This window comes from Seohaeicola nanhaiensis, assembly GCF_042654245.1.
Classification (GTDB): Bacteria; Pseudomonadota; Alphaproteobacteria; order Rhodobacterales; family Rhodobacteraceae; genus Seohaeicola_A; species Seohaeicola_A nanhaiensis.
The window spans coordinates 49,997-69,061 of record NZ_JBHSGI010000004.1; the positions used below are offsets into that span (position 1 = coordinate 49,997).

The window sequence follows — 19,065 nt, forward strand, 5'->3', positions numbered from 1 at the left end:
AAGTCGCAGAACCAGAAAAAGGATACTCCATGCCCCGCAAGACCGTGATCCTGATCGGCGCGCCCGTCGACAGCGGCAAGCGCCGCACCGGTTGCCTGATGGGCCCCGACGCCTATCGCACCGCCGGCCTTGCCAATGCGCTGAGCGATCTTGGCCACAAGGTGGAGGACATGGGCAATCTCACTCCCGCCGCGCATCAGCCCGACACCAACGAAGGCAAGCTGCACGCGCCGAACGAAACCATCGCCTGGACACACCGGCTGACCCGCACTGCCGAACTGGCGATGCAGCGCGGCCTGCCGATCTTCATGGGCGGCGATCACAGCCTGTCGCTGGGCACCGTTGCAGGTGTCGCCAATCACGCCGCGACGCTGGGACGGCCGCAATTCGTGCTCTGGCTGGATGCGCACAGCGACTTCCACACGCCCGAGACGACGGACTCGGGCAACCTGCACGGCACACCGCTGGGCTATGTCACCGGGCGCGAGGGGTTCGGCGGTTTCCCGAAGGTGGAAAATCCCATCCCGCAGGAAAATATCTGCATCATCGGCCTGCGCTCGGTGGACGCCGCCGAACGCGCCGCACTGGAAGAGACCGACATCCGGTATCACGACATGCGCGAGATCGACGAGATCGGCGTCGGCCGCCTGCTGAGCGCATTTCTCGAAGTCGTGGCGGCGGCCAACGGGATGCTGCATGTCTCGCTGGACGTCGACTTCCTCGACCCGATGGCGGCCCCGGCGGTCGGCACCACCGTGCCCGGCGGGGCGACGATCCGCGAGGGGCACCTGGCCATGGAGATCATCAACGACAGCGGCCTGCTGACCTCGTTGGATCTGGTCGAACTGAACCCTTTCCTCGACGAACGCGGCCGCACCGCGCAGGTGATGGTCGACCTCGCCGCCTCGGCAATGGGCCGCCGCGTCTTTGACCGCCCGACCCGCGCACACAGCTGATGGAGCCCTTTATGCAACCCTCGGACAAGGCCCTGGTGCCCTTCGTTTCGGTCGACAACATGATGCGGCTGATCCACTACATCGGGGCCGAGGACATGTTGCGGGGGCTGGCCGAATATATCGAGGCCGACTTTCGCCGCTGGGAGCTCTTCGACAAGACCCCGCGCGTCGCATCGCATTCGGCCGAGGGCGTGATCGAGCTGATGCCGACCTCGGATGGCGAGGTCTACGGGTTCAAATATGTCAACGGCCACCCGAAGAACACCAAGAGCGGGCTGCAGACGGTGACGGCCTTCGGCCTGCTGGCGAAGGTGGCGACGGGTTATCCCGTGCTCTTGTCCGAGATGACTGTGCTGACCGCGATGCGCACGGCCGCGACCTCGGCGATGGCCGCGCGGCATCTGGCGCCAAAGGGGGCCAGGACGATGGCGATGATCGGCAATGGTGCGCAGTCCGAATTCCAGTGCCTCGCCTTCAAGGCGATCTGCGGCATCGACAAGGTGCGACTGTATGACATCGATCCCGGCGCAACCGCCAAGGCCGCGCGCAACCTCGCCGGCCACGGATTGCAGGTCACCACCTGCAAGAGCCCGGAAGAGAGCATGGAAGGCGCGCAGATCATCACGACCTGCACCGCAGACAAGCAGTTTGCCACCATCCTCACCGACAACATGGTCGGCAGCGGAGTTCACATAAACGCCATCGGCGGCGACTGCCCCGGCAAGACGGAACTCGCACCGGGCATCCTGAAGCGTTCAGACATTTTCGTGGAATATCCGCCGCAGACCCGCGTCGAGGGCGAGATCCAGCAACTGGACCCCGACCATCCGGTGACCGAGCTCTGGCAGGTCATCGCCGGCACCGCCCCGGGGCGGCGGTCCGCGGATCAGATCACGCTGTTTGACTCCGTCGGTTTCGCCATCGAGGATTTCAGCGCGCTCCGCTATGTCCGCGACCAGTTGATCGGCACCGCCTTCCACGACGATCTGGACCTTCTCGCCGATCCCGACGACCCGCGCGACCTGTTCGGGATGCTGCAACGCGCGGGGGGCTGACCCGGGCTAACGTCCTGTCGGAGGGTATGGAATTCCACCATACGGCATCGTCCCAGCTTGACCGGATATGCAAAAGGTGTAGCGTCGCGCCAGTTTTTCCGCGCCTTTTTCTGAGGTGTCCCATGCGCATTTTAAGTTTCCTCACCACCGTTTCCCTGTTCCTTGCCACCGCCGCTCTCGCCAACGTCGAAAAGCGTGTCGCCCTGGTCATCGGCAACAGCGCCTATGCCAACGTCGAGCCGCTGACCAACCCGAAGAACGACGCTGTCGAAATGTCGCGACAGCTCAAAGATCTGGGGTTCCTGACCGTCGAAGGCACCGACCTTGACCAGAAAGGTTTCCAGGACAAGATCCGCGAATTCGCGCGCCTGTCCATCGACGCCGACCTGACCCTGTTCTTCTACGCCGGGCACGGCATGGCGGTGAACGGCGTCAACTACCTGATTCCCGTCGACGCCCGGATGGAAGACGCCACCGCGCTCGATTGGGAGGCGGTCTCGGTCGACTTCATCACCAAGCAGATGCAGCGGTCGGACGGCGTCAGCCTGATCTTCCTCGACGCCTGCCGCAACAACCCGCTGGCCCGCACCCTGACGCGTTCGATGGGCAAGCTGGCACGCTCGACCGATGTGTCCAACGGCCTCGCCCGCATGGACATCTCGAACCCGGGCCGCGGCATGGCCGTCGCCTTCGCCACCTCGCCGGGCGAGGTCGCGCTGGACGGCGAAGGCAAGCACTCGCCCTTCACCGAGGCGCTGCTGGCCAATATCGCCGCGCCCAACCGCGACATCACCGAGGTGATGAGCCGCGTGACAGGCCAGGTCTACGACACCACCAAGCAGGCCCAGCGGCCCTGGCTGAACTCGTCCCTCACCGGCCGCGTGATCCTGAACCCGGTCGGCAACCCCGAAGTTGCGCCGTCCGAACAGATCGCACTTGGCACCGAGGAGACACCCGCCGCCACCGGCGGTACCGACCTCGCCGCCCAACGGATGCTGTTCCAGATGGCCCGTGACAGCAATCGGATCGAGGATTATCAGGCCTATATCACCACATTTCCCGAAGGGCTTTTCGTGACGATGGCGAAGAACTCCATCGAAACGCTCGAGAAGGAAAAGATGCAGACCCAGGTGGCCAGCCTGACTCCCCAGGGCACGGTGGTCCCCTATGTCCAGCAGCCCCAGGCCGTGCAGCCGCAGGTCCAGGCCACCGGTCCGGTGCTCTTCGCGGTGCCAACTCCGCAGACGATTGCCCCGCAAGGCACCGTGATGACCCGCGCGATCGACCCGACAGCGCCTCAGGTCACCCCCGAGATGCGCACCCAGCCGGCCAGCGAGTTCACCGAGCAGGCAATGGGCATGAACGGCATCCTGCGGCGTGAGGTGCAGGCCCGCCTGAACCTCGCGGGGTTCAACGTGGGTACGCCCGACGGCTCGTTCGGCCCCCGCACCCGCAGCGGCATCCAGGGCTGGCAGGCCAGCATCGGCCTGGTGCCCTCAGGCTATCTGAACCACCTCCAGTACAGCTATCTCGCCGCCGTTACGGCGCAGCAATATGCCGTCTGGGCCGCCGCCAATCCGCCCCGTCAGGCCAGCTCGGGCGGCGGTGGCTCGACCACCGTGCGCCGCACCAACACCACCACCAGCAACGGCAACGGTGCGGCCATCGGCGCCTTCCTCGGCGGAATGGCCGCCGGCATGGCGATCAAGCGTTGAACCTGCCTCGAGCAGCAGAAAGGGCGCGGCCCCGGCCGCGCCCTTTTCCGTTCAGGCTTCCAGCTCGGCGTCCCAGTAAAGGAAGTCCATCCAGCTTTCGTGCAGATGGTTCGGCGGGAATTTGCGCCCCATGTTGCGCAGATCCTCGGCCGAAGGCTGCCGCGGGGGCTGGCGCAGGTGCATCCCGGCGCGGGACAGCGATTTGGAACCCTTCTTGAGATTGCAGGGCGAGCAGGCGGCGACGACGTTCTGCCAGCTTGTCACGCCCCCGGCGCTGCGCGGCACCACGTGGTCGAAGGTCAGATCGCCCTTCGCGCCGCAATACTGACAGCGGAATTCATCGCGCAGGAACAGGTTGAACCGGGTGAAGGCCGCACGTTTCTGCGGCTTCACATAGTCCTTGAGCACGACGACCGAGGGAATGCGGATCGTGGTCGAGGGACTGTGAACAACCTCGTCATATTCCGCGACGATCACCACCCGGTCGAGCCAGGCGGCCTTCACGGCTTCCTGCCAGGGCCAGAGCGACAGTGGGTAATAACTCAGGGGCCGGTAGTCCGCGTTGAGGACCAGTGCCGGATGATGTTTCAATACGCCGGGCTCGCGCACGAATTCTGTTCGGAAGTCGCCGATCATGACTGTTGCCGCCGTCTTTCCTTCTGCCCTGAGGCCGGAAGGCTGCAAACGATTTCGTCAGCAGCCCGACTCGGAATTGTTAATGACTATATATCGCGTTCGAGACCTGACAAGCTTTCTGTCGCCACAACATCTCGACCCTCGTTTAGGCCCTGCGTGTAACGCACAAATGACGAGCATGCGCGCGGCACCGGGCTTTTCAAGCGCCGGGAGATTGTCTAGGCGAGGCATATGGCCCGGCTGATCCGCTTCAACAAACCCTTCGACGTGCTGCCGCAATTCACCGATGGCGAGGGGCGGCGGACATTGGCCGACTTCATTGTCGCCAAGGGCGTCTATCCCGCAGGGCGGCTGGATCGCGACAGCGAAGGGCTCATGCTGCTGACCGACGACGGGAAACTGCAGGCGCGAATTGCCGACCCGCGGCACAAGCTGGCCAAGACATACTGGGTGCAGGTCGAGGGCATTCCAGCGGACTCGGCGCTTGACGCCCTGCGTGGTGGCGTCACGCTCAAGGACGGACCGACCCTGCCCGCCGAGGTGGAGATGATGGAGCCCCCCGACATCTGGCCGCGCGACCCGCCGATCCGCGTGCGCAAGACCGTGCCCGACAGCTGGCTGTGCCTGCGCCTGCGGGAAGGCCGCAACCGGCAGGTGCGCCGCATGACCGCCGCTGTCGGCCACCCCACCCTGCGGCTGGTGCGCTATGCCATCGGTTCCGTCACGCTGGACGGTCTCGCGCCCGGTCACTGGGCTCCGCTCGACCCTGCCAGCCTGCGCTGATAGGCTGTTGCCATGACACAGATTTCCCCCGTTCCCCGCGCGCTGCTCGAAGCGGCGCTTTACGTCGACGATCTTGATGCGGCCGAGGCGTTTTACGGCACCCTGCTGGGCCTCGAGCAAATCCGGCGCGTGGCCGACAGGCACGTGTTCTACCGCGTCGGCGGCGCTGTCCTGCTGATCTTCAATCCGGCCCGCACGTCCCAGCCGTCGGACAACCCCGCCCTGCCCGTCCCGACGCATGGCGCGCAGGGCCCGGGGCACCTGTGTTTTGCGATGGAACGCGACGAGATCGAGGCACTTCGCCAGCGTCTGGAGACCTCGGGCGTTTCGACCGAGGCCGCCTTCGACTGGCCGAACGGCGCCCATTCACTCTATGTCCGCGACCCGGCCGGCAATTCGATCGAATTCGCCGAGCCGCGCCTCTGGAGCCTCTAGAGGCTGGTCATCGGTCCCGGCTCGAACATCTTGATGTCACGGCCAAAGGCGCCAATGGCGGCCAGCTTGTCGCGATAGACGCCGATATGGGCGGACTTGCCATGCGCCTTGAGGCAATCGACGTCGTCCCACTCCTCGTAGACGCGGAATGTCGTCGGCTCTTCCACGCTCTGCCAGAAGGCATAAACGCGGCAGCCCTTTTCCTGCCGGGTTGCAACGGCGACCTCGGCCGCGGCGGCCTTCATGCCCTCGATTCCCTCGGGCGGCACCTGCATGGTTCCGGTGACGATCAGCATCGACTTCTCCCCCCTCCTGTTCGGCGCCACCCTGTCGCGGCATCGGCCTGACGTCAACGTGCGCCGTCAGGCCGCGACGGTCAGAACCCGACCTTGTCGCGCAGGAAGGCCAACGCGACGCCCAGCCCATCGGGTGCGATACCGTGGCCCGTGCCCTTCATCACATGGGCGAACACCTCGGTGAAGCCCGCCTCCTGCAAGGCTTCTGCCGCCTGCGGCAGGGATTGCGGCGGCACAACCTCGTCCTGATCGCCGTGCACCAGCAGCACAGGCATGCGGCTGCGCGTCTCATCCGCCAGCGTTTCCGGGCTCAGCATCCGGCCCGAGAAGGCGACGACGCCGGCCAGCGGATCCTCCCGGCGCGGTGCGACGTATAGGCTCATCATCGTGCCCTGGGAAAAGCCGAACAGGGCGACCTGTTCCGGCAGCAGATCCTCATCGACCATCAGCGCGTCGAGAAAGGCGTTCAGGTCGTCAGCCGCAGCCGAAAGCCCCCGCGCGGCCTCTTCTTCCGACGACCCGTCAAGCCAGGGAATGGGGAACCACTGGAACCCGAAGGGCGCGCCGGGGATCGACTCGGGCGCGTCGGGCGACACGAACAGCGTGTCGGGCAGATGCTCGCCCAACGCGTCGGCCAGGCCCAGCAGGTCGGCCCCGTTGGCGCCATATCCGTGCACGAAGACCACCATCGAGCGGGTGCTGCCCGACAGAGGTTCCTTGCGTCCGGCGTTCAGAACTCGTGTCATGTGATCCCTTCCCTGTTCTTTGCCACGCGGTAATAGGCCCAGAGGATGCGCGCCGCAACCGAGCGCCACGGGCTCCAGTCCTCGGCCATCGTGCGGAAGGCGCGTTCGCGGGGGCGGTCGTCGAGCCCGAACAGCAGGCGGGCCGATTCCTGCAGCGCCAGATCGCCCGGCGCAAAGACATCGGCGCGGCCAAGCGAGAACATGGCATAGACCTCGGCGGTCCATACGCCGATGCCGGGCACGGCCGTCAGACGCGTGATCACTTCACCGGTCGGCGCGTCGCGCAGGGCATCATAGTCGAGCCCCGCTCCGGCCAGCGCCAGCGCATAGCGGATTTTCTGACGGCTGAGGCCCACCGCCCGCAGCCCGTCTTCCCCCGCGGCGACGACGCCGTCCGGACGGTCCAGCCCCGCCGCCTCGATCCGCCCCCAGATGGCTGCGGCCGAGGCGACGCTGACCTGCTGGCTGACGATCGCGCTCAGCAAGGGGGCGAAACCGTCGGGCCGCAGACGCAGCGGCAGCGGACCGGTTTCCGCAAGTGCGGCGGCAAATCGCGGCTCGCGTCCGGCCAGCCAGGCGGCGCCCTCGACCAGGCAGTCGGGGCCATGGATCAGTCGGCCAACTGCGGTCGAAGGGAGGGATGCGGCAAGGGTCATGGGGCCGGACAGTATCGTTGCGTCCGCCCCACGCAAGCCGCTTGTGCGCCCAAATGTTAGGCGCTACGGCTTGCGCCATGACTTCGCTCTCCGACTCCCCCGCCGCCGCTCACGACGACACCCGCGCCAGACGCAATGTCTGGGTTCTGGTGCTGGCACAGGCGGTTCTGGGCGCCCAAATGCCGATGATCTTCACCGCCGGCGGGCTGGCAGGGATGTCTCTGGCCACCAACCACTGTCTCGCCACCTTGCCGATCTCGCTGATCGTGCTCGGGTCGATGCTGACGGCGACCCCGCTGTCGGCCGCAATGCAGCGCTGGGGCCGCAAGACCGGTTTCTTCATTGGCGCGACCGGGGGCATGATGGGGGGCGCTCTGGGCGCGCTGGGGCTCTATCTCGGGTCCTTCCCGGTCTTCCTGCTCGGCTCGCTGTTCACCGGCGTCTACATGAGCGCGCATGGCTTCTACCGCTTTGCCGCCGCCGATACCGCGTCCGAGGCGTTCCGGCCCAAAGCGATTTCCTATGTCATGGCGGGCGGGTTGCTGTCGGCGCTGATCGGACCGCAGATCTTCAAGGTGACGGCCGAAGCCTTCGTGGTGCCTTTCCTCGGCACCTATTTCGCGGTGATCGGCTTCAACCTGATCGGCTTCCTGCTGTTTCCGCTGCTCGACATTCCCAAGCCGGTGAAGCCGACCGCGGCCTCGGATGCCGGGCGGACGAGATGGCAGATGCTGAAGACTCCGCGGGTCGCAGTGGCTGTGATCTGTGCGATGGTCTCCTACGCGCTGATGAACCTCGTCATGACCTCCACGCCGCTGGCGGTGGTCGGCTGCGGGTTCGAGAAGGGCGATGCCGCGAATATCGTGACCGGGCACGTTCTGGCGATGTATACGCCCTCGTTCTTCACCGGCCATCTGATCGCACGTTTCGGGGTCGAGAAAATCATGGGCATCGGCCTGGCCATCCTGGCCGGCGCGGGGGCCGTGGCGCTTCAGGGGGTCGAGCTCGAGAATTTCTTCGTCGCCCTGATCCTGCTCGGAATCGGCTGGAACTTCGGCTTCATCGGCGCCACGACGATGCTGGCCGGCGCCCATGCTCCGTCCGAGCGGGGACGGATGCAGGGTCTGAACGACCTCTTGGTCTTCGGCGGCGTGACCGTCGCCTCGCTGGCCTCGGGAGGGTTGATGAACTGCTCGGGCGGCTCGGCGGTTGAGGGCTGGACGGCGGTGAACCTCGCGATGGTTCCGGCGCTGGTACTGGCCGGCGGCGCGCTGATCTGGCTGGTGATGCAGCCGAAGGAACGCACCGTCTGACGGATAGGAAGGCGGCGCATCCCAAGAACGCCGCCAACCGGTCAGGCCCGCAGCCGCGCGCCCGAGGGGTCGAAGGGCGGCTCGCTCAGGATCACCGCGCGGTGCGGGCGGCCCAGAACCATGACATCCACCCGGTCCCCCGGCCCCGCGCCCTTGACGTAGCCAAGAGCCAGCGACATCCCGACCGAATAGCCGTAGGCACCAGAGGTGACGCGGCCAACGCCCTGACCATCTTTGAAGATCGGCTCGCCCCCGGTCGCATCGGCCTTCGAGGCGGCGGTATCGCCCTCGTCCAGCGCCAGCACGACCAGATGCTCGCGGGCCTCCTTCGCCATGTTCGCCGCGACGGCCTCCTTATTCAGGAAGTCCTTGTCGAGCTTCACGAGACGATCCAGCCCGACCTCCTGCGGCCAGTATTCCGGCGAATATTCGCGGCTCCAAGAACCATAGCCCTTTTCGATGCGCAGGCTCATCAGGGCGCGGCTGCCCACCGGCCCCGCCCCGAAGGCGCGGCCGGTGTCCAGAAGCGCATCGAAAAGGCGCAGCTGATCGCCCGCGGCGCAATGCAGCTCCCAACCCAGATCGCCGGTGAAAGACACCCGCAGCGCCACGCAATCGACCCCGGCGAGTTCGATCCGGCGAGAGGCCATGAAGGGGAAATCGGCGGTCTCGAGCGAAGCGTTGGTCAGCCGTTGCAGCAACTCGCGCGATTTCGGCCCAGCGACGTTGAAGCCGCAATGGGTATCGGTGAGGCTTTCGAAGGTCGTCCCCTCCGGCAGCGGCAGGGCCCGGAAGAACCGCTGGTGATACCGCTCGGCCATGCCCGAGCCGATGATCCAGAACTCCTCGGGCCCGAGGCGGGTCACGGTAAAGTCGCCCGCGATCCCACCGCGCTTGCCGATCAGCGGGGTCAGGCAGGATTTGCCGACCGCCTTGGGCATCCGGTTGGCGAAAAGCGCGTTCAGCCAGTCTTCGGCCCCCGCACCCGCCACGCGGTATTTGGCGAAGTTCGAAATGTCGATGATCCCGGCATTGTCGCGCAGCATCCGGCATTCGCGGCCCACCGGCTCCCACCAGTTCTGGCGGGTGAAGCCGTTGGTATCCACCGTGCCGGGGGTGTCCGAGAACCAGGCCGGGTGTTCCCAGCCGAAGTTCAGGCCAAAGACCGCGCCCATATCCTTTTGCCGCTGATAGGCAGGGCGGGTGCGCACGGGGCGGCCCGCCGGGCGTTCCTCGTTCGGGAAGTGGATGGCGAAGCGGTGGGTATAGACCTCCTGCACCTTGGCCTTGGTGAACGCCTTGTCGGCCCAGGTGCCGAAACGGGCCATGTCCCAGGGGAACATGTCATACAGCGTCTCGCCCTCGACCATCCATTGCGCCGCGAGCAGGCCCATCCCGCCGGATTGCGAGAAGCCGGGGATGATGCCGTTGCAGCAGAAGTAGTTCCGCAATTCCGGCACCGGCCCAAAGAGCACGTTGGAATCCGGCGACCAGATCATCGGGCCGTTGATGACCCGCTTGATCCCCGCCTGCCCCACCACCGGCACGCGGTCGATGGCGCGCATCATGTTCGGCTCGATCCTTTCAAGATCGTCGGCGAAAAGCTCGTGCCCGAAGCCCGGCGGTGTGCCGTCCTCGGCCCAGAAGCGCATGTCGCGCTCGTAGGCGCCGACCAGCAGGCCCTTGCCTTCCTGGCGCAGGTAATATTCGCCGTCGCGGTCGGCGACCGAGGGCAGCCGGCGGTCCATCGCGGCGATCTCGGGGATGGTCTCGGTGACGAAATACTGGTGTTCCGTCGGTTGCAAAGGCAGCTCGATCCCCGCCATCGCAGCGACTTCGCGGCCCCAGAGACCGGCGGCATTGACGACCCATTGCGTGTGGATGTCGCCCTTGTCGGTGCGGACGATCCACGTGCCATCGGGCTGCTGTTCGGTCCCCGTCACCGGGGTGAAGCGGTGAATTTCGGCCCCCATCGCCCGCGCCCCGGCGGCATAGGCATTCGTCACGCCCGAGGGGTCGACGTTCCCGCCATCCGGTTCCCACATGATGCAGCGGATGCCGTCGAAGTTGACCAAAGGGTGCAGCTTTTCGGCCTCGTCGCGCGAGACCTCGTGGAAATTCATCTTGTAGAGCTTGGCCTTGGCGGCCTGGAGGCGCAGCTGATGTTCACGCGCCTCGGTCTGGGCGAGATAGAGCGATCCGGGCTGGAACACGCCGCAGCCCTGCCCCGTCTCCTTCTCCAGCTCTTTATACAGACCCATCGTGTAGTGCTGGATCCGGCTGATGTTCGTCGAATCGTGCAGCCCGTGGATATTCGCCGCCGCGTGCCAGGTGGAGCCGGAGGTGAGTTCCGACCGCTCGAGCAGCACCACGTCGCGCCAGCCGAGCTGGGCGAGGTGGTAGAGGATCGAACAGCCGATCACGCCGCCTCCGATCACGACGGCCTGGGCATGGGTTTTCAACGCGCTAATCCCTTGTGACGGTTTTCCCGTCAACCATGCACATCGCGACAAGACCGCGGCATGGCAAAAGCCGACATCGGGCGGCTTGCCTGCGGCATCACGGATCAGCCAAGGCGGCAGGCTGCGGCAAGGCGCATACGGTCCGACTCGGCCTCAAGCGCCGCATTCGCGCGCGCCATGGCATCGGCGGCCATCCGGCGCGCGGATTCGGCAATCACCGGGTGCGCGTGACGCACCAGGCCTTCGAGACGCTTTTGAAGGGCGATCTGCACCTCGACCAGACCCGCGCCATCGCGCGCGATGGGCACGAAGGCATCGACGATCAGATCCGCCGGATCGAGAGGCGGCAGCCAGAGGTTCTGATATTCGGGCGGCCCCGCATCTTCGCCGGGGTGAAAATGCCCCAGAACCCGGGTGATGGTGCCCAGCACATCGATGGCCGTACCGGGATCGTTGATGCCGGGCGACAGCGCCTTCGATCCGATCTCGCTCAGCATGATCAGGCAGAACCGCGGGTCCTGATCGGGTGTACGCACCCGGCCGATGGTGATCGCGGCGGCGATGTCTTCCATCAGTTGGTCATCGCCGCCGGCAACGTGGCCGATCACATCGCCCTTGTGCACGAAACGGCCGGCAGGAGCGATCAGATAGACATTCGCATCTGCCCGCGCGGCACTGGCGTTGATGCGCGGCTCGTAGATCGCCTGGACATAGCCGGTGTCCTGCGCGCGCAGGTCACGCGCACCGTCCGGGATCACCGTTTCGACCGTGAGCGGCTGGGCGCCCTGACAGGGCCGCCGCGCGCGCGCCTTGAAGGCCGTCGCGGCCTCCTCTTCGATGGCGCTGGTGGTCTGGATCAGACTGCCCCAGGTCTGAAGATGCAGAATCCACCGTATCATCATCCCGACGATCAGGAGGATCACCAACAGCGTCATGCCGAACAGCACGACAACCCCCGCCTCGCCGAAATAGGGCGTGGACAGCAGGATCAGCGAGGCCAGAGAGTAGATATAGGCCCCGATGAAGGTGGCCAGCACCGTCTGCGTGGGCGAGTCCCGAAGCATCACCCGATGCGCGCGGGGGGTCCATTGCGTGGACGCCGACCGATGGATGGTGACAATCACGCTGAGCGAGAAGGTCGTGACCGCCAGCATCGCATTCGCGATGATGGTCAGCAGCCCGACGAGCGAGTCCGCCCCGATCGATTGACTGAAGCCATCGGGAATAAGATGCGCGAAGAGCTTGGCCGCAACTGCCGCAACCAGACTGAGCGCGGCAATCAGGATCACCCGAACCCACAGCTTGCGCGCGACCTCACGCGCCTTGCGCGCCAGGACCACGGCCATGGCGGACAATTCGCCAATGAAATTCATCGCTGCATTCTCCGCTCTGTCACCGCCCCTGCGCGAAACATGGGGCGGACAGCACGAAACGTCCATCCGCAACCATGGGTGCGGCCGACGTTTTCACATCTGAAACCGCCGGCCACTCGCATCAGCCGCGCATCGGCTTCAGGGCCTTGGCCCATTTCGCGAGTTCCGCGAACATGCCTGCGGCGCCATCCGCCATTTCCTTGTTCGGTGTGAAGGTGCCGTCTTCGATGAATTTCGGGAAGAAAGGCACAGGCACCACGCCCGGCAGGGCAACCATGCTCAGATTGACCATCAGCATCCGCAGTTCCTGCGCCGAGCGAAGTCCGCCGGAAACGCCGCCATAGCTGACAAGCCCGGCCGGCTTGTATTTCCACTCCTGCGACAGGCACTGAAGCGCGTTGACCAGCGAGGCGGGAGGGAAAAAGTCATATTCCGGCGTGACAAAGACGAAGGCGTCGGCGTCGTCGATGATCGCGCTCCACCGCTTGGTGTGGTCCTTGGTGTATTCCTTCTTGGCCGGATGGTTCGGCTCGTCCAGAAGCGGCAGTCCGATATCGGCCAGATCGACCGTTTCGACTTCGAAACCGTCCTGCTTCCTGGCCGCCTCGGTGACCCATTTTCCCACGGTCGGCCCGATCCGACCGGGCCGGGTGGAGCCGATGATGATTTTGACTTTCAACATGTTTGATTTCCTTTCGTCTCTACCGAGTCCTGCGCCCAGGCATCGGTGTGCTGTCGGTTCGTTACCGCCGTGAACCATAGGGCGCATGGCTGCCGCCGCAAGACGGCACATCGGAGATACCGGGTCCGCTCAGGCAACCGCCGAATCCTGCCTCGCCCTCAATGCGAACCGCCAATCTACCCGCAGAAGCGACATACGCTGTCGGAAAACGGCTTGCCCGCGCCCCGGTGGACAGCGACTGTGCCGTCAGATCGAGCTCCGGAGGCCCCATGAAAACCACCACCCGTGTCGTCGTCATCGGCGGAGGCGTCGTCGGATGTTCCGTCCTCTATCATCTGACCAAACTTGGCTGGTCCGACGTCATGCTGGTCGAACGGTCCGAGCTGACTTCCGGTTCCACCTGGCACGCGGCGGGCGGGTTCCACACCCTGAACGGCGACACCAACATGGCGGCCCTGCAAGGCTATACCATCCGCCTTTACAAGGAGCTGGAGGCCATTACCGGCATGTCCTGCGGGCTGCACCACGTGGGCGGGATCACGCTGGCGGACAATCAGGACCGCTTCGACATGTTGCTGGCCGAACGCGCCAAGCATCGGTTCATGGGTCTGGAAACCGAGATCGTGACGCCTGAAGAGATCGCAAAGATCGCCCCGATCACCAACCTCGACGGGATCATCGGCGCGCTCTACGACCCGCTGGACGGGCACCTCGACCCCTCGGGGACGACCCACGCCTATGCCAAGGCCGCGCGGATGGGCGGCGCCACGATCGAAACGCATTGCATGGTGCGCGAGACCAACCAGCGCGCGGACGGCACCTGGGACGTGGTGACGGACAAGGGGACCATCCATGCCGAGCATGTGGTCAACGCGGGCGGGCTCTGGGCGCGCGAGGTCGGGGCGATGGCGGGCGTCTACTTCCCGCTGCACCCGATGGAGCACCAGTATATCGTCACCGACGACATCCCCGAGATCTACGAAGCGGGCCGCGAGCATCCGCATGTGATGGACCCGGCCGGCGAAAGCTATCTGCGGCAGGAGGGGCGCGGCCTCTGCATCGGCTTCTACGAACAGCGCTGCAAGCCCTGGGCGGTGGATGGCACGCCCTGGACCTTTGGGCATGAACTGCTGCCGGACAACTTTGACAAGATCACGGAAAGCATTGAATTCGCCTATAAACGCTTCCCCGTGCTGGAGCGCGCCGGGGTCAAGACCGTGATCCACGGCCCCTTCACCTTTGCACCCGACGGCAATCCGCTGGTCGGCCCGGTGCCGGGTCTGCGCAACTACTGGTCGGCCTGCGGCGTGATGGCAGGCTTCAGCCAGGGCGGCGGCGTCGGGCTGATGCTGGCGCAGTGGATGATCGAGGGCGAATGCGAGCGTGACACCATGGCGATGGACGTCGCCCGCTTCGGCAACTGGATTTCGCCGGGCTACACGCGGCCCAAGGTGATCGAAAACTATCAGAAGCGCTTCTCGGTCTCTTATCCGAACGAGGAACTGCCTGCCGCGCGGCCGCTGCGGACCTCGCCGATGTATGACATTTTCACCGGCATGGGCGCGGTCTGGGGCCAGCAATTTGGGCTGGAGGTCGTGAACTACTTCGCGCAAGGCACTGAGCCGACGTATGAAACGCCCTCCTTCCGCCGCTCTGACGCCTTCGGCGCGACGGCCCGCGAGGTCAAGGCCGTGCGCGAGGGCGTGGGGATCAACGAGGTCCACAACTTCGGCAAGTATCGGGTGACGGGGCCGAACGCGCGGGCATGGCTCGACCGGATCATGGCGGGGCGGGTCCCTGATCTGGGGCGTGTCTCGCTGACACCGATGCTCTCGGCCAAGGGGCGGCTGATCGGGGATTTCACCATCTCCTGCATCAGCGAGACCGAGTTCCAGCTGACTGCCTCATACGGCAGCCAGGCCTATCATTACCGCTGGTTCGAACAGCATGAGGAAAACGGCGTAACCATCGAGAATATCAGCGACAAGCGCACCGGCTTCCAGATTGCCGGGCCGAAGGCGCGCGACGTTCTGTCGGCCTGCACCCGCAGCGACATTTCCGACATGCGCTTCCTCGACGTGCGCCGCATGGTCGTCGGGATGGTCAACTGCATCGTGCAGCGGGTCAGCTATACCGCCGACCTCGGATACGAGATCTACTGCGACCCGATGGACCAGCGCGCGCTGTGGTCGGTGCTGTGGGAGGCCGGACAGGCGCATGGCATGGTGCCCTTCGGGATGCGGGCTATGATGTCGCTGCGGCTCGACAAATTCTTCGGGTCGTGGCTCTCGGAATTTTCGCCCGACTACACGCCCGCCGAGACGGGTCTCGACCGCTTCATCGCGTGGAAGAAGAACGCCGATTTCATCGGCCGCGCTGCAGCCGAGGCCGAGCGGGCCAAAGGCCCGGCGCGGCGACTGGCGGCTTTTGTTGTCGATGCGGACGATGCGGACGTGCAGGGATACGAGCCGATCTGGCTCGACGGCACGGTGCAGGGCTTCTGCACCTCGGGCGGCTATTCGCATCATGCGGGCAAGTCTGTCGCCCAAGGCTTCGTGCCGACCGACCGGGTGCAGGACGGGCTGGCGGTCGAGATCGAGATCCTGGGCCAGATGCGCAAGGCGCGGTTGGTCACAGAGCCTCTGTTCGATGCCGACGGTGCGCGGATGCGGGGCTGAGGCAAGCAAGGCGCACCTTGTCAGGCGGCAGCATGGCCGATAGCTCTTTGCCATGACCGACCTGCCCATCATCCTCCTGGCCGCCGGTGCGTCGTCGCGGATGCGCGGGGCCGACAAGTTGCTGGAGATCGTCGATGGTCAGCCGCTGCTGCGTCGTCAGGCCGAAATCGCGCGCGCCGTGACCACGGGTCCGGTTCTGGTCGCCCTGCCCGCGCCGCCGCATGCACGCTACGAAGTGATCTCAGGCCTGGATGTCACACCGGTCCCCGTGCCTTACGCCAGCGAGGGCATGAACGCCTCACTGCGTCGCGCCTTCGCGGCGCTGCCGCCTCACACTGCGGCGGCGATGCTGGTGCTGGCCGATCTGCCCGAACTCACCGAAAATGACCTGAGGACCGTCGCGCAAGCGGTTGAACTTAAATCCGATATCCTGATCTGGCGCGGCGCGACAGAGGACGGCAAACCCGGCCATCCGATTGTCTTTGCCGCCACACTCTTCCCCGCGTTTGCCACCCTTGCAGGCGATGGCGGCGGGCGCGAGGTGGTGGCCCAGGCCGGCCCCCGGGTGCAGCTCGTTCCGCTGCCCGGCCAGCACGCCCGGCGCGATCTCGACACCCCCGAAGACTGGGCGGCCTGGCGCGCCGGGCGCTGAAAACAGGAACGGGGCGGCGCCCCCGCCACCCCGTCCAAGTCCCGCCGCGCCAGAACGGCGCGCGAGGGCTGCATAACTGTTTAAAAACCTCAGTGCACCAGAAGCTGCGCCTCATGCCGCTTGAGCGAGCGTCTTGCGGCCTGATAGGCGGCCCGTCCCTGGCTGGTCTTCAGCTCGGGAAACAGCTCGTAAATCTCGTTCCGCTGCGCGTTGCCGAGGCCGGACAGCGTCTGATCGCCGGGCTGGAAGCTCTCGGTCCAGACACCGTCCGACAGAACGACCTCGTGCTGGTCGAACATGAAGTGGATGTAGGTCACAGCGCCCGCTCCGGCAAAATCGACGCCTTCCAGTCCCGTCAGATGCTTGGCCGCCACCAGAACTTCGCTCTCTTCGAAGTAGAGCGCAGTCTTGTCGTTGGCGACCAGCACCCGGTGGTTGGGGCTGACGAGCATGTCGCGTTCGGGCAGCCCGTTGCCAAGGGCGCCTTTGCGGATGCGCACCGGTTGCATATGGGCGCTGCGGACCAGTTCCGCCGCCCCGAGAACCCGTTGCCCGACCCAGCGGATGCGCTGGATCCCGTTGTCGCGCGTGATGACCCGGTCGCCCACTTGCAAGGTCTCGACCGCCCGCTCGCCCCTCGGGGTCGCGATCATGGTTCCGGGCGTGAAACAGGGCACCACGGTCTCGATATTCACGAAGTTCATCGAGCCGGTGTGGTTCCCCTGCGCGTCGAAATACTCCACGGTCCCGTCAAAGCCGTTGCCGTCGCTGTCGGGTCCTGTGATGTTCACCTTGAGCGATCCGGTCCCGGCCGAACCGGTCAGATCCAGGGTGTCGAAATCGTCTGAAGGATCCTGTGTAAAGCCCGCCCCGCCATCCACCATGTCCCCGGCGGTGATGTCGGAAAAGGTGTCGCGGTCGTCGCCACCCTCCATCACGTCTTTGCCCGCGCCACCGCTCAGCGTGTCGTTGCCACCCTCGCCATACAGGATGTCGTCGCCCTCGCCTCCGATCAGCGTATCGTTGCCGTCAACCGGCGCGATGACGGTCGGCGTAAAATACACATCGGTGACCGCGATACCGGTATTTCCGGGTCCGTTCTGCGTATGCTCGATGGTGATGCGCGCCACCGGGCCGGCAATCGAGACGTTCAGCGTGTAGGGCGAGGTATCGGGGTCGCCGTAGCCACCCTGGCTGTCAGCCGCATCGTTGCCGGCCAGCGTGTCGGTGTCGAGCAGGGTGAGCTTCGATCCGCCCGTCAGGTTCAGCTCCATCTGGTTGCCGTCGGCATCCCAGGCCTGGATACGCACAACACCATCGCCGTCGATGTCATTGATGTTGAAGGACACATCCGTGACCTGCTGCGAGAATTCGAGCTGATATGTTGCGCAGTGGCCTTCGCCGTTCAGCTCCGACCACAGGCCGCTGTTGTCATCCGCAGGCGCGCCGTCCGTCACGACGCCGTCGACGTTCAGATCCACATTGGTGAATTCGCTGTCGACGCCCGGGCTTTCATGCAGAACTGAATAGGTGACATCCACGCTGCCCGTGTTCTGGGTAAAGCCGCCGGACAGATCGTCGCCGCTGTCGATAGGCGCCGGTCCGTTGGGGTCGGGCGCCTTGTCCCACTCAAAGCTCTCGCGCGGCATGCCGCCGCCACCTGGCAGACTGCTGTCGCCATAAAGGACATCGTTGCCGGCGCCGCCCTCGACATGATCGTCGCCGCTGCCGGCATAGACCGTATCGTCACCCGCCCCGGCGAGGATGGTGTCATCGCCAGCCCCCGCGTCCACGATATCGTCATCGGGCGCCTCGCCCGGCAGAAGGGCATCGCCGTTGTCGATCCTGTCGCCCTCGGGATCGCCGAGATAGGCAATGTCGATCAGATCGTCACCCGCGGTGCCCTCGACGATTCCATCGCCCATCGGGACGGGTTCGTTCTGATAGACGGCGACATAGTCGATGGACCCGTCGAAATGCTGGTCGAACTGGCCGTCGTCCGCCTCGCGCGCGCCGAAGGTAAAGCTTTGGCCGTCGTTGTCGCCGACATCCATGTCGAGACCGGCGATCGAATGCTCCAGCATCTGCGTCGCGCCGGTATCCAGGTTTTCGACCACCAGCTTGCCGCCGGTTGCGGCGTCCCAGCTATAGGTCACCTTGATCTCGTCGCCCGGACAGACCAGCCCGGCATCGGAGGTCAGCAACCCTTCCTTGCCATTGGCATCGTGAAGGACCTGGATGGCGCCGTTCGGCAGAACGGTAATGCCGAAATAGCCTTCGGTTGCGCGGTCGCAGAACTCTCCTCGGCTGACCAGCGTGTCGGGGTCGTGGCCGATCTGGGCGTCCTGCTGAAACTTGATCTCGATAACCCCGGCCGACAGGTCGAAAGGCGCGTCCTGTCCCGAGACATCGAAGCGGTCATTCGACCCGTCAAACCTCGCATCGCCCCAGGCCGCCGACGCCCCGCCGATGAACTGGCCGTCCTGGGCAATGCCGTCGGCCAGGCCCGTGTCCCGCGTTTCTGCACCATGGGCAAAATCCCATAGCCCGATCAGGTTGAAGACCCCGTTCGGATCGAAACCGCTGGATACCGTCATCGTTCACTCCTGGGTTTTGTCCGGGTGCAT

At 65.3% G+C, this 19,065-nt stretch carries 16 protein-coding genes; 8 read left to right on the forward strand and 8 right to left on the reverse strand.

Annotated features, from left to right (window positions below; genetic code table 11):
- Positions 1-29 precede the first annotated feature (29 nt).
- The 3 genes from rocF (at position 30) to ACFO5X_RS06620 (ending at position 3,726) form a co-directional block, all read left to right on the forward strand.
- Positions 30-956, forward strand: coding sequence for an arginase (rocF, locus tag ACFO5X_RS06610; protein WP_380716488.1), 927 nt, complete (start codon positions 30-32; stop codon positions 954-956).
- Positions 957-967: 11 nt separating this feature from the next.
- Positions 968-2,011 (forward strand): ornithine cyclodeaminase, encoded by a 1,044-nt coding sequence (locus ACFO5X_RS06615; RefSeq protein WP_380716489.1) that lies wholly within the window; start codon positions 968-970, stop codon positions 2,009-2,011.
- Positions 2,012-2,133: 122 nt separating this feature from the next.
- Complete coding sequence (locus ACFO5X_RS06620; protein ID WP_380716490.1) at positions 2,134-3,726, forward strand: caspase family protein; 1,593 nt, start codon at positions 2,134-2,136, stop codon at positions 3,724-3,726.
- Positions 3,727-3,777: 51 nt separating this feature from the next.
- Here ACFO5X_RS06620 and ACFO5X_RS06625 read toward each other — a convergent pair whose 3' ends face one another.
- On the reverse strand, positions 3,778-4,362 hold the full coding sequence (locus tag ACFO5X_RS06625) for an HNH endonuclease (protein ID WP_380716491.1): 585 nt from the start codon (positions 4,360-4,362) through the stop codon (positions 3,778-3,780).
- Between the two features lie 231 nt (positions 4,363-4,593).
- Between ACFO5X_RS06625 and ACFO5X_RS06630 the strand changes: the two genes are divergently transcribed.
- On the forward strand, positions 4,594-5,145 hold the full coding sequence (locus ACFO5X_RS06630) for a pseudouridine synthase (RefSeq protein ID WP_380716492.1): 552 nt from the start codon (positions 4,594-4,596) through the stop codon (positions 5,143-5,145).
- 12 nt (positions 5,146-5,157) lie between these two features.
- A complete protein-coding gene (locus tag ACFO5X_RS06635) occupies positions 5,158-5,580 on the forward strand; it encodes a VOC family protein (RefSeq protein WP_380716493.1) in 423 nt (140 codons plus the stop codon).
- Here the strand turns inward: ACFO5X_RS06635 and ACFO5X_RS06640 are convergent.
- The 3 genes from ACFO5X_RS06640 to ACFO5X_RS06650 form a co-directional block, all read right to left on the reverse strand.
- Positions 5,577-5,876, reverse strand: coding sequence for a putative quinol monooxygenase (locus ACFO5X_RS06640; RefSeq protein ID WP_380716494.1), 300 nt, complete (start codon positions 5,874-5,876; stop codon positions 5,577-5,579). The two genes, ACFO5X_RS06635 and ACFO5X_RS06640, sit on opposite strands and share 4 nt — an antisense overlap.
- An 80-nt stretch (positions 5,877-5,956) precedes the next feature.
- Complete coding sequence (locus ACFO5X_RS06645; RefSeq protein ID WP_380716495.1) at positions 5,957-6,622, reverse strand: alpha/beta hydrolase; 666 nt, start codon at positions 6,620-6,622, stop codon at positions 5,957-5,959.
- Positions 6,619-7,278 (reverse strand): DNA-3-methyladenine glycosylase family protein, encoded by a 660-nt coding sequence (locus ACFO5X_RS06650; protein ID WP_380716496.1) that lies wholly within the window; start codon positions 7,276-7,278, stop codon positions 6,619-6,621. The genes ACFO5X_RS06645 and ACFO5X_RS06650 overlap by 4 nt, the downstream gene beginning before the upstream one ends.
- Positions 7,279-7,355: 77 nt before the next feature.
- Between ACFO5X_RS06650 and ACFO5X_RS06655 the strand changes: the two genes are divergently transcribed.
- On the forward strand, positions 7,356-8,591 hold the full coding sequence (locus ACFO5X_RS06655) for an MFS transporter (protein ID WP_380716497.1): 1,236 nt from the start codon (positions 7,356-7,358) through the stop codon (positions 8,589-8,591).
- Positions 8,592-8,632: 41 nt separating this feature from the next.
- Here the strand turns inward: ACFO5X_RS06655 and ACFO5X_RS06660 are convergent, their stop codons facing one another.
- The 3 genes from ACFO5X_RS06660 to ACFO5X_RS06670 all read right to left on the reverse strand — a co-directional run bounded on the left by ACFO5X_RS06660 (position 8,633) and on the right by ACFO5X_RS06670 (position 13,108).
- Positions 8,633-11,053, reverse strand: a complete 2,421-nt coding sequence (locus ACFO5X_RS06660; protein ID WP_380716498.1) for a GcvT family protein — start codon at positions 11,051-11,053, stop codon at positions 8,633-8,635.
- Between the two features lie 104 nt (positions 11,054-11,157).
- Positions 11,158-12,426 carry a DUF2254 domain-containing protein gene (locus ACFO5X_RS06665; protein WP_380716499.1) on the reverse strand — a complete coding sequence of 423 codons (1,269 nt, stop codon included), beginning with the start codon at positions 12,424-12,426 and terminating at the stop codon, positions 11,158-11,160.
- 121 nt (positions 12,427-12,547) lie between these two features.
- Positions 12,548-13,108, reverse strand: a complete 561-nt coding sequence (locus ACFO5X_RS06670) for an NADPH-dependent FMN reductase (RefSeq protein ID WP_380716500.1) — start codon at positions 13,106-13,108, stop codon at positions 12,548-12,550.
- Positions 13,109-13,377: 269 nt separating this feature from the next.
- Between ACFO5X_RS06670 and ACFO5X_RS06675 the strand changes: the two genes are divergently transcribed.
- Both ACFO5X_RS06675 and ACFO5X_RS06680 read left to right on the forward strand, forming a co-directional pair.
- Entirely contained in the window at positions 13,378-15,786 is a 2,409-nt protein-coding gene (locus tag ACFO5X_RS06675; RefSeq protein WP_380716501.1) for a GcvT family protein, read from the forward strand.
- A gap of 52 nt (positions 15,787-15,838) precedes the next feature.
- Positions 15,839-16,438 carry a nucleotidyltransferase family protein gene (locus ACFO5X_RS06680; protein ID WP_380716502.1) on the forward strand — a complete coding sequence of 200 codons (600 nt, stop codon included), beginning with the start codon at positions 15,839-15,841 and terminating at the stop codon, positions 16,436-16,438.
- An 89-nt stretch (positions 16,439-16,527) separates the two neighbouring features.
- Here the strand turns inward: ACFO5X_RS06680 and ACFO5X_RS06685 are convergent, their stop codons facing one another.
- Positions 16,528-19,035 (reverse strand): Hint domain-containing protein, encoded by a 2,508-nt coding sequence (locus ACFO5X_RS06685; RefSeq protein ID WP_380716503.1) that lies wholly within the window; start codon positions 19,033-19,035, stop codon positions 16,528-16,530.
- Positions 19,036-19,065 lie beyond the last annotated feature (30 nt).

Excerpts from the sequence above, each read along its gene's own strand:
- rocF (WP_380716488.1), top strand. The coding sequence starts at position 30 with ATGCCCCGCAAGACCGTGATCCTGATCGGCGCGCCCGTCGACAGCGGC.
- ACFO5X_RS06615 (WP_380716489.1), top strand. The coding sequence starts at position 968 with ATGCAACCCTCGGACAAGGCCCTGGTGCCCTTCGTTTCGGTCGACAAC.
- ACFO5X_RS06620 (WP_380716490.1), top strand. The coding sequence starts at position 2,134 with ATGCGCATTTTAAGTTTCCTCACCACCGTTTCCCTGTTCCTTGCCACC.
- ACFO5X_RS06625 (WP_380716491.1), bottom strand. The coding sequence starts at position 4,362 with ATGATCGGCGACTTCCGAACAGAATTCGTGCGCGAGCCCGGCGTATTG.
- ACFO5X_RS06630 (WP_380716492.1), top strand. The coding sequence starts at position 4,594 with ATGGCCCGGCTGATCCGCTTCAACAAACCCTTCGACGTGCTGCCGCAA.
- ACFO5X_RS06635 (WP_380716493.1), top strand. The coding sequence starts at position 5,158 with ATGACACAGATTTCCCCCGTTCCCCGCGCGCTGCTCGAAGCGGCGCTT.
- ACFO5X_RS06640 (WP_380716494.1), bottom strand. The coding sequence starts at position 5,876 with ATGCTGATCGTCACCGGAACCATGCAGGTGCCGCCCGAGGGAATCGAG.
- ACFO5X_RS06645 (WP_380716495.1), bottom strand. The coding sequence starts at position 6,622 with ATGACACGAGTTCTGAACGCCGGACGCAAGGAACCTCTGTCGGGCAGC.
- ACFO5X_RS06650 (WP_380716496.1), bottom strand. The coding sequence starts at position 7,278 with ATGACCCTTGCCGCATCCCTCCCTTCGACCGCAGTTGGCCGACTGATC.
- ACFO5X_RS06655 (WP_380716497.1), top strand. The coding sequence starts at position 7,356 with ATGACTTCGCTCTCCGACTCCCCCGCCGCCGCTCACGACGACACCCGC.
- ACFO5X_RS06665 (WP_380716499.1), bottom strand. The coding sequence starts at position 12,426 with ATGAATTTCATTGGCGAATTGTCCGCCATGGCCGTGGTCCTGGCGCGC.
- ACFO5X_RS06670 (WP_380716500.1), bottom strand. The coding sequence starts at position 13,108 with ATGTTGAAAGTCAAAATCATCATCGGCTCCACCCGGCCCGGTCGGATC.
- ACFO5X_RS06675 (WP_380716501.1), top strand. The coding sequence starts at position 13,378 with ATGAAAACCACCACCCGTGTCGTCGTCATCGGCGGAGGCGTCGTCGGA.
- ACFO5X_RS06680 (WP_380716502.1), top strand. The coding sequence starts at position 15,839 with ATGACCGACCTGCCCATCATCCTCCTGGCCGCCGGTGCGTCGTCGCGG.
- ACFO5X_RS06685 (WP_380716503.1), bottom strand. The coding sequence starts at position 19,035 with ATGACGGTATCCAGCGGTTTCGATCCGAACGGGGTCTTCAACCTGATC.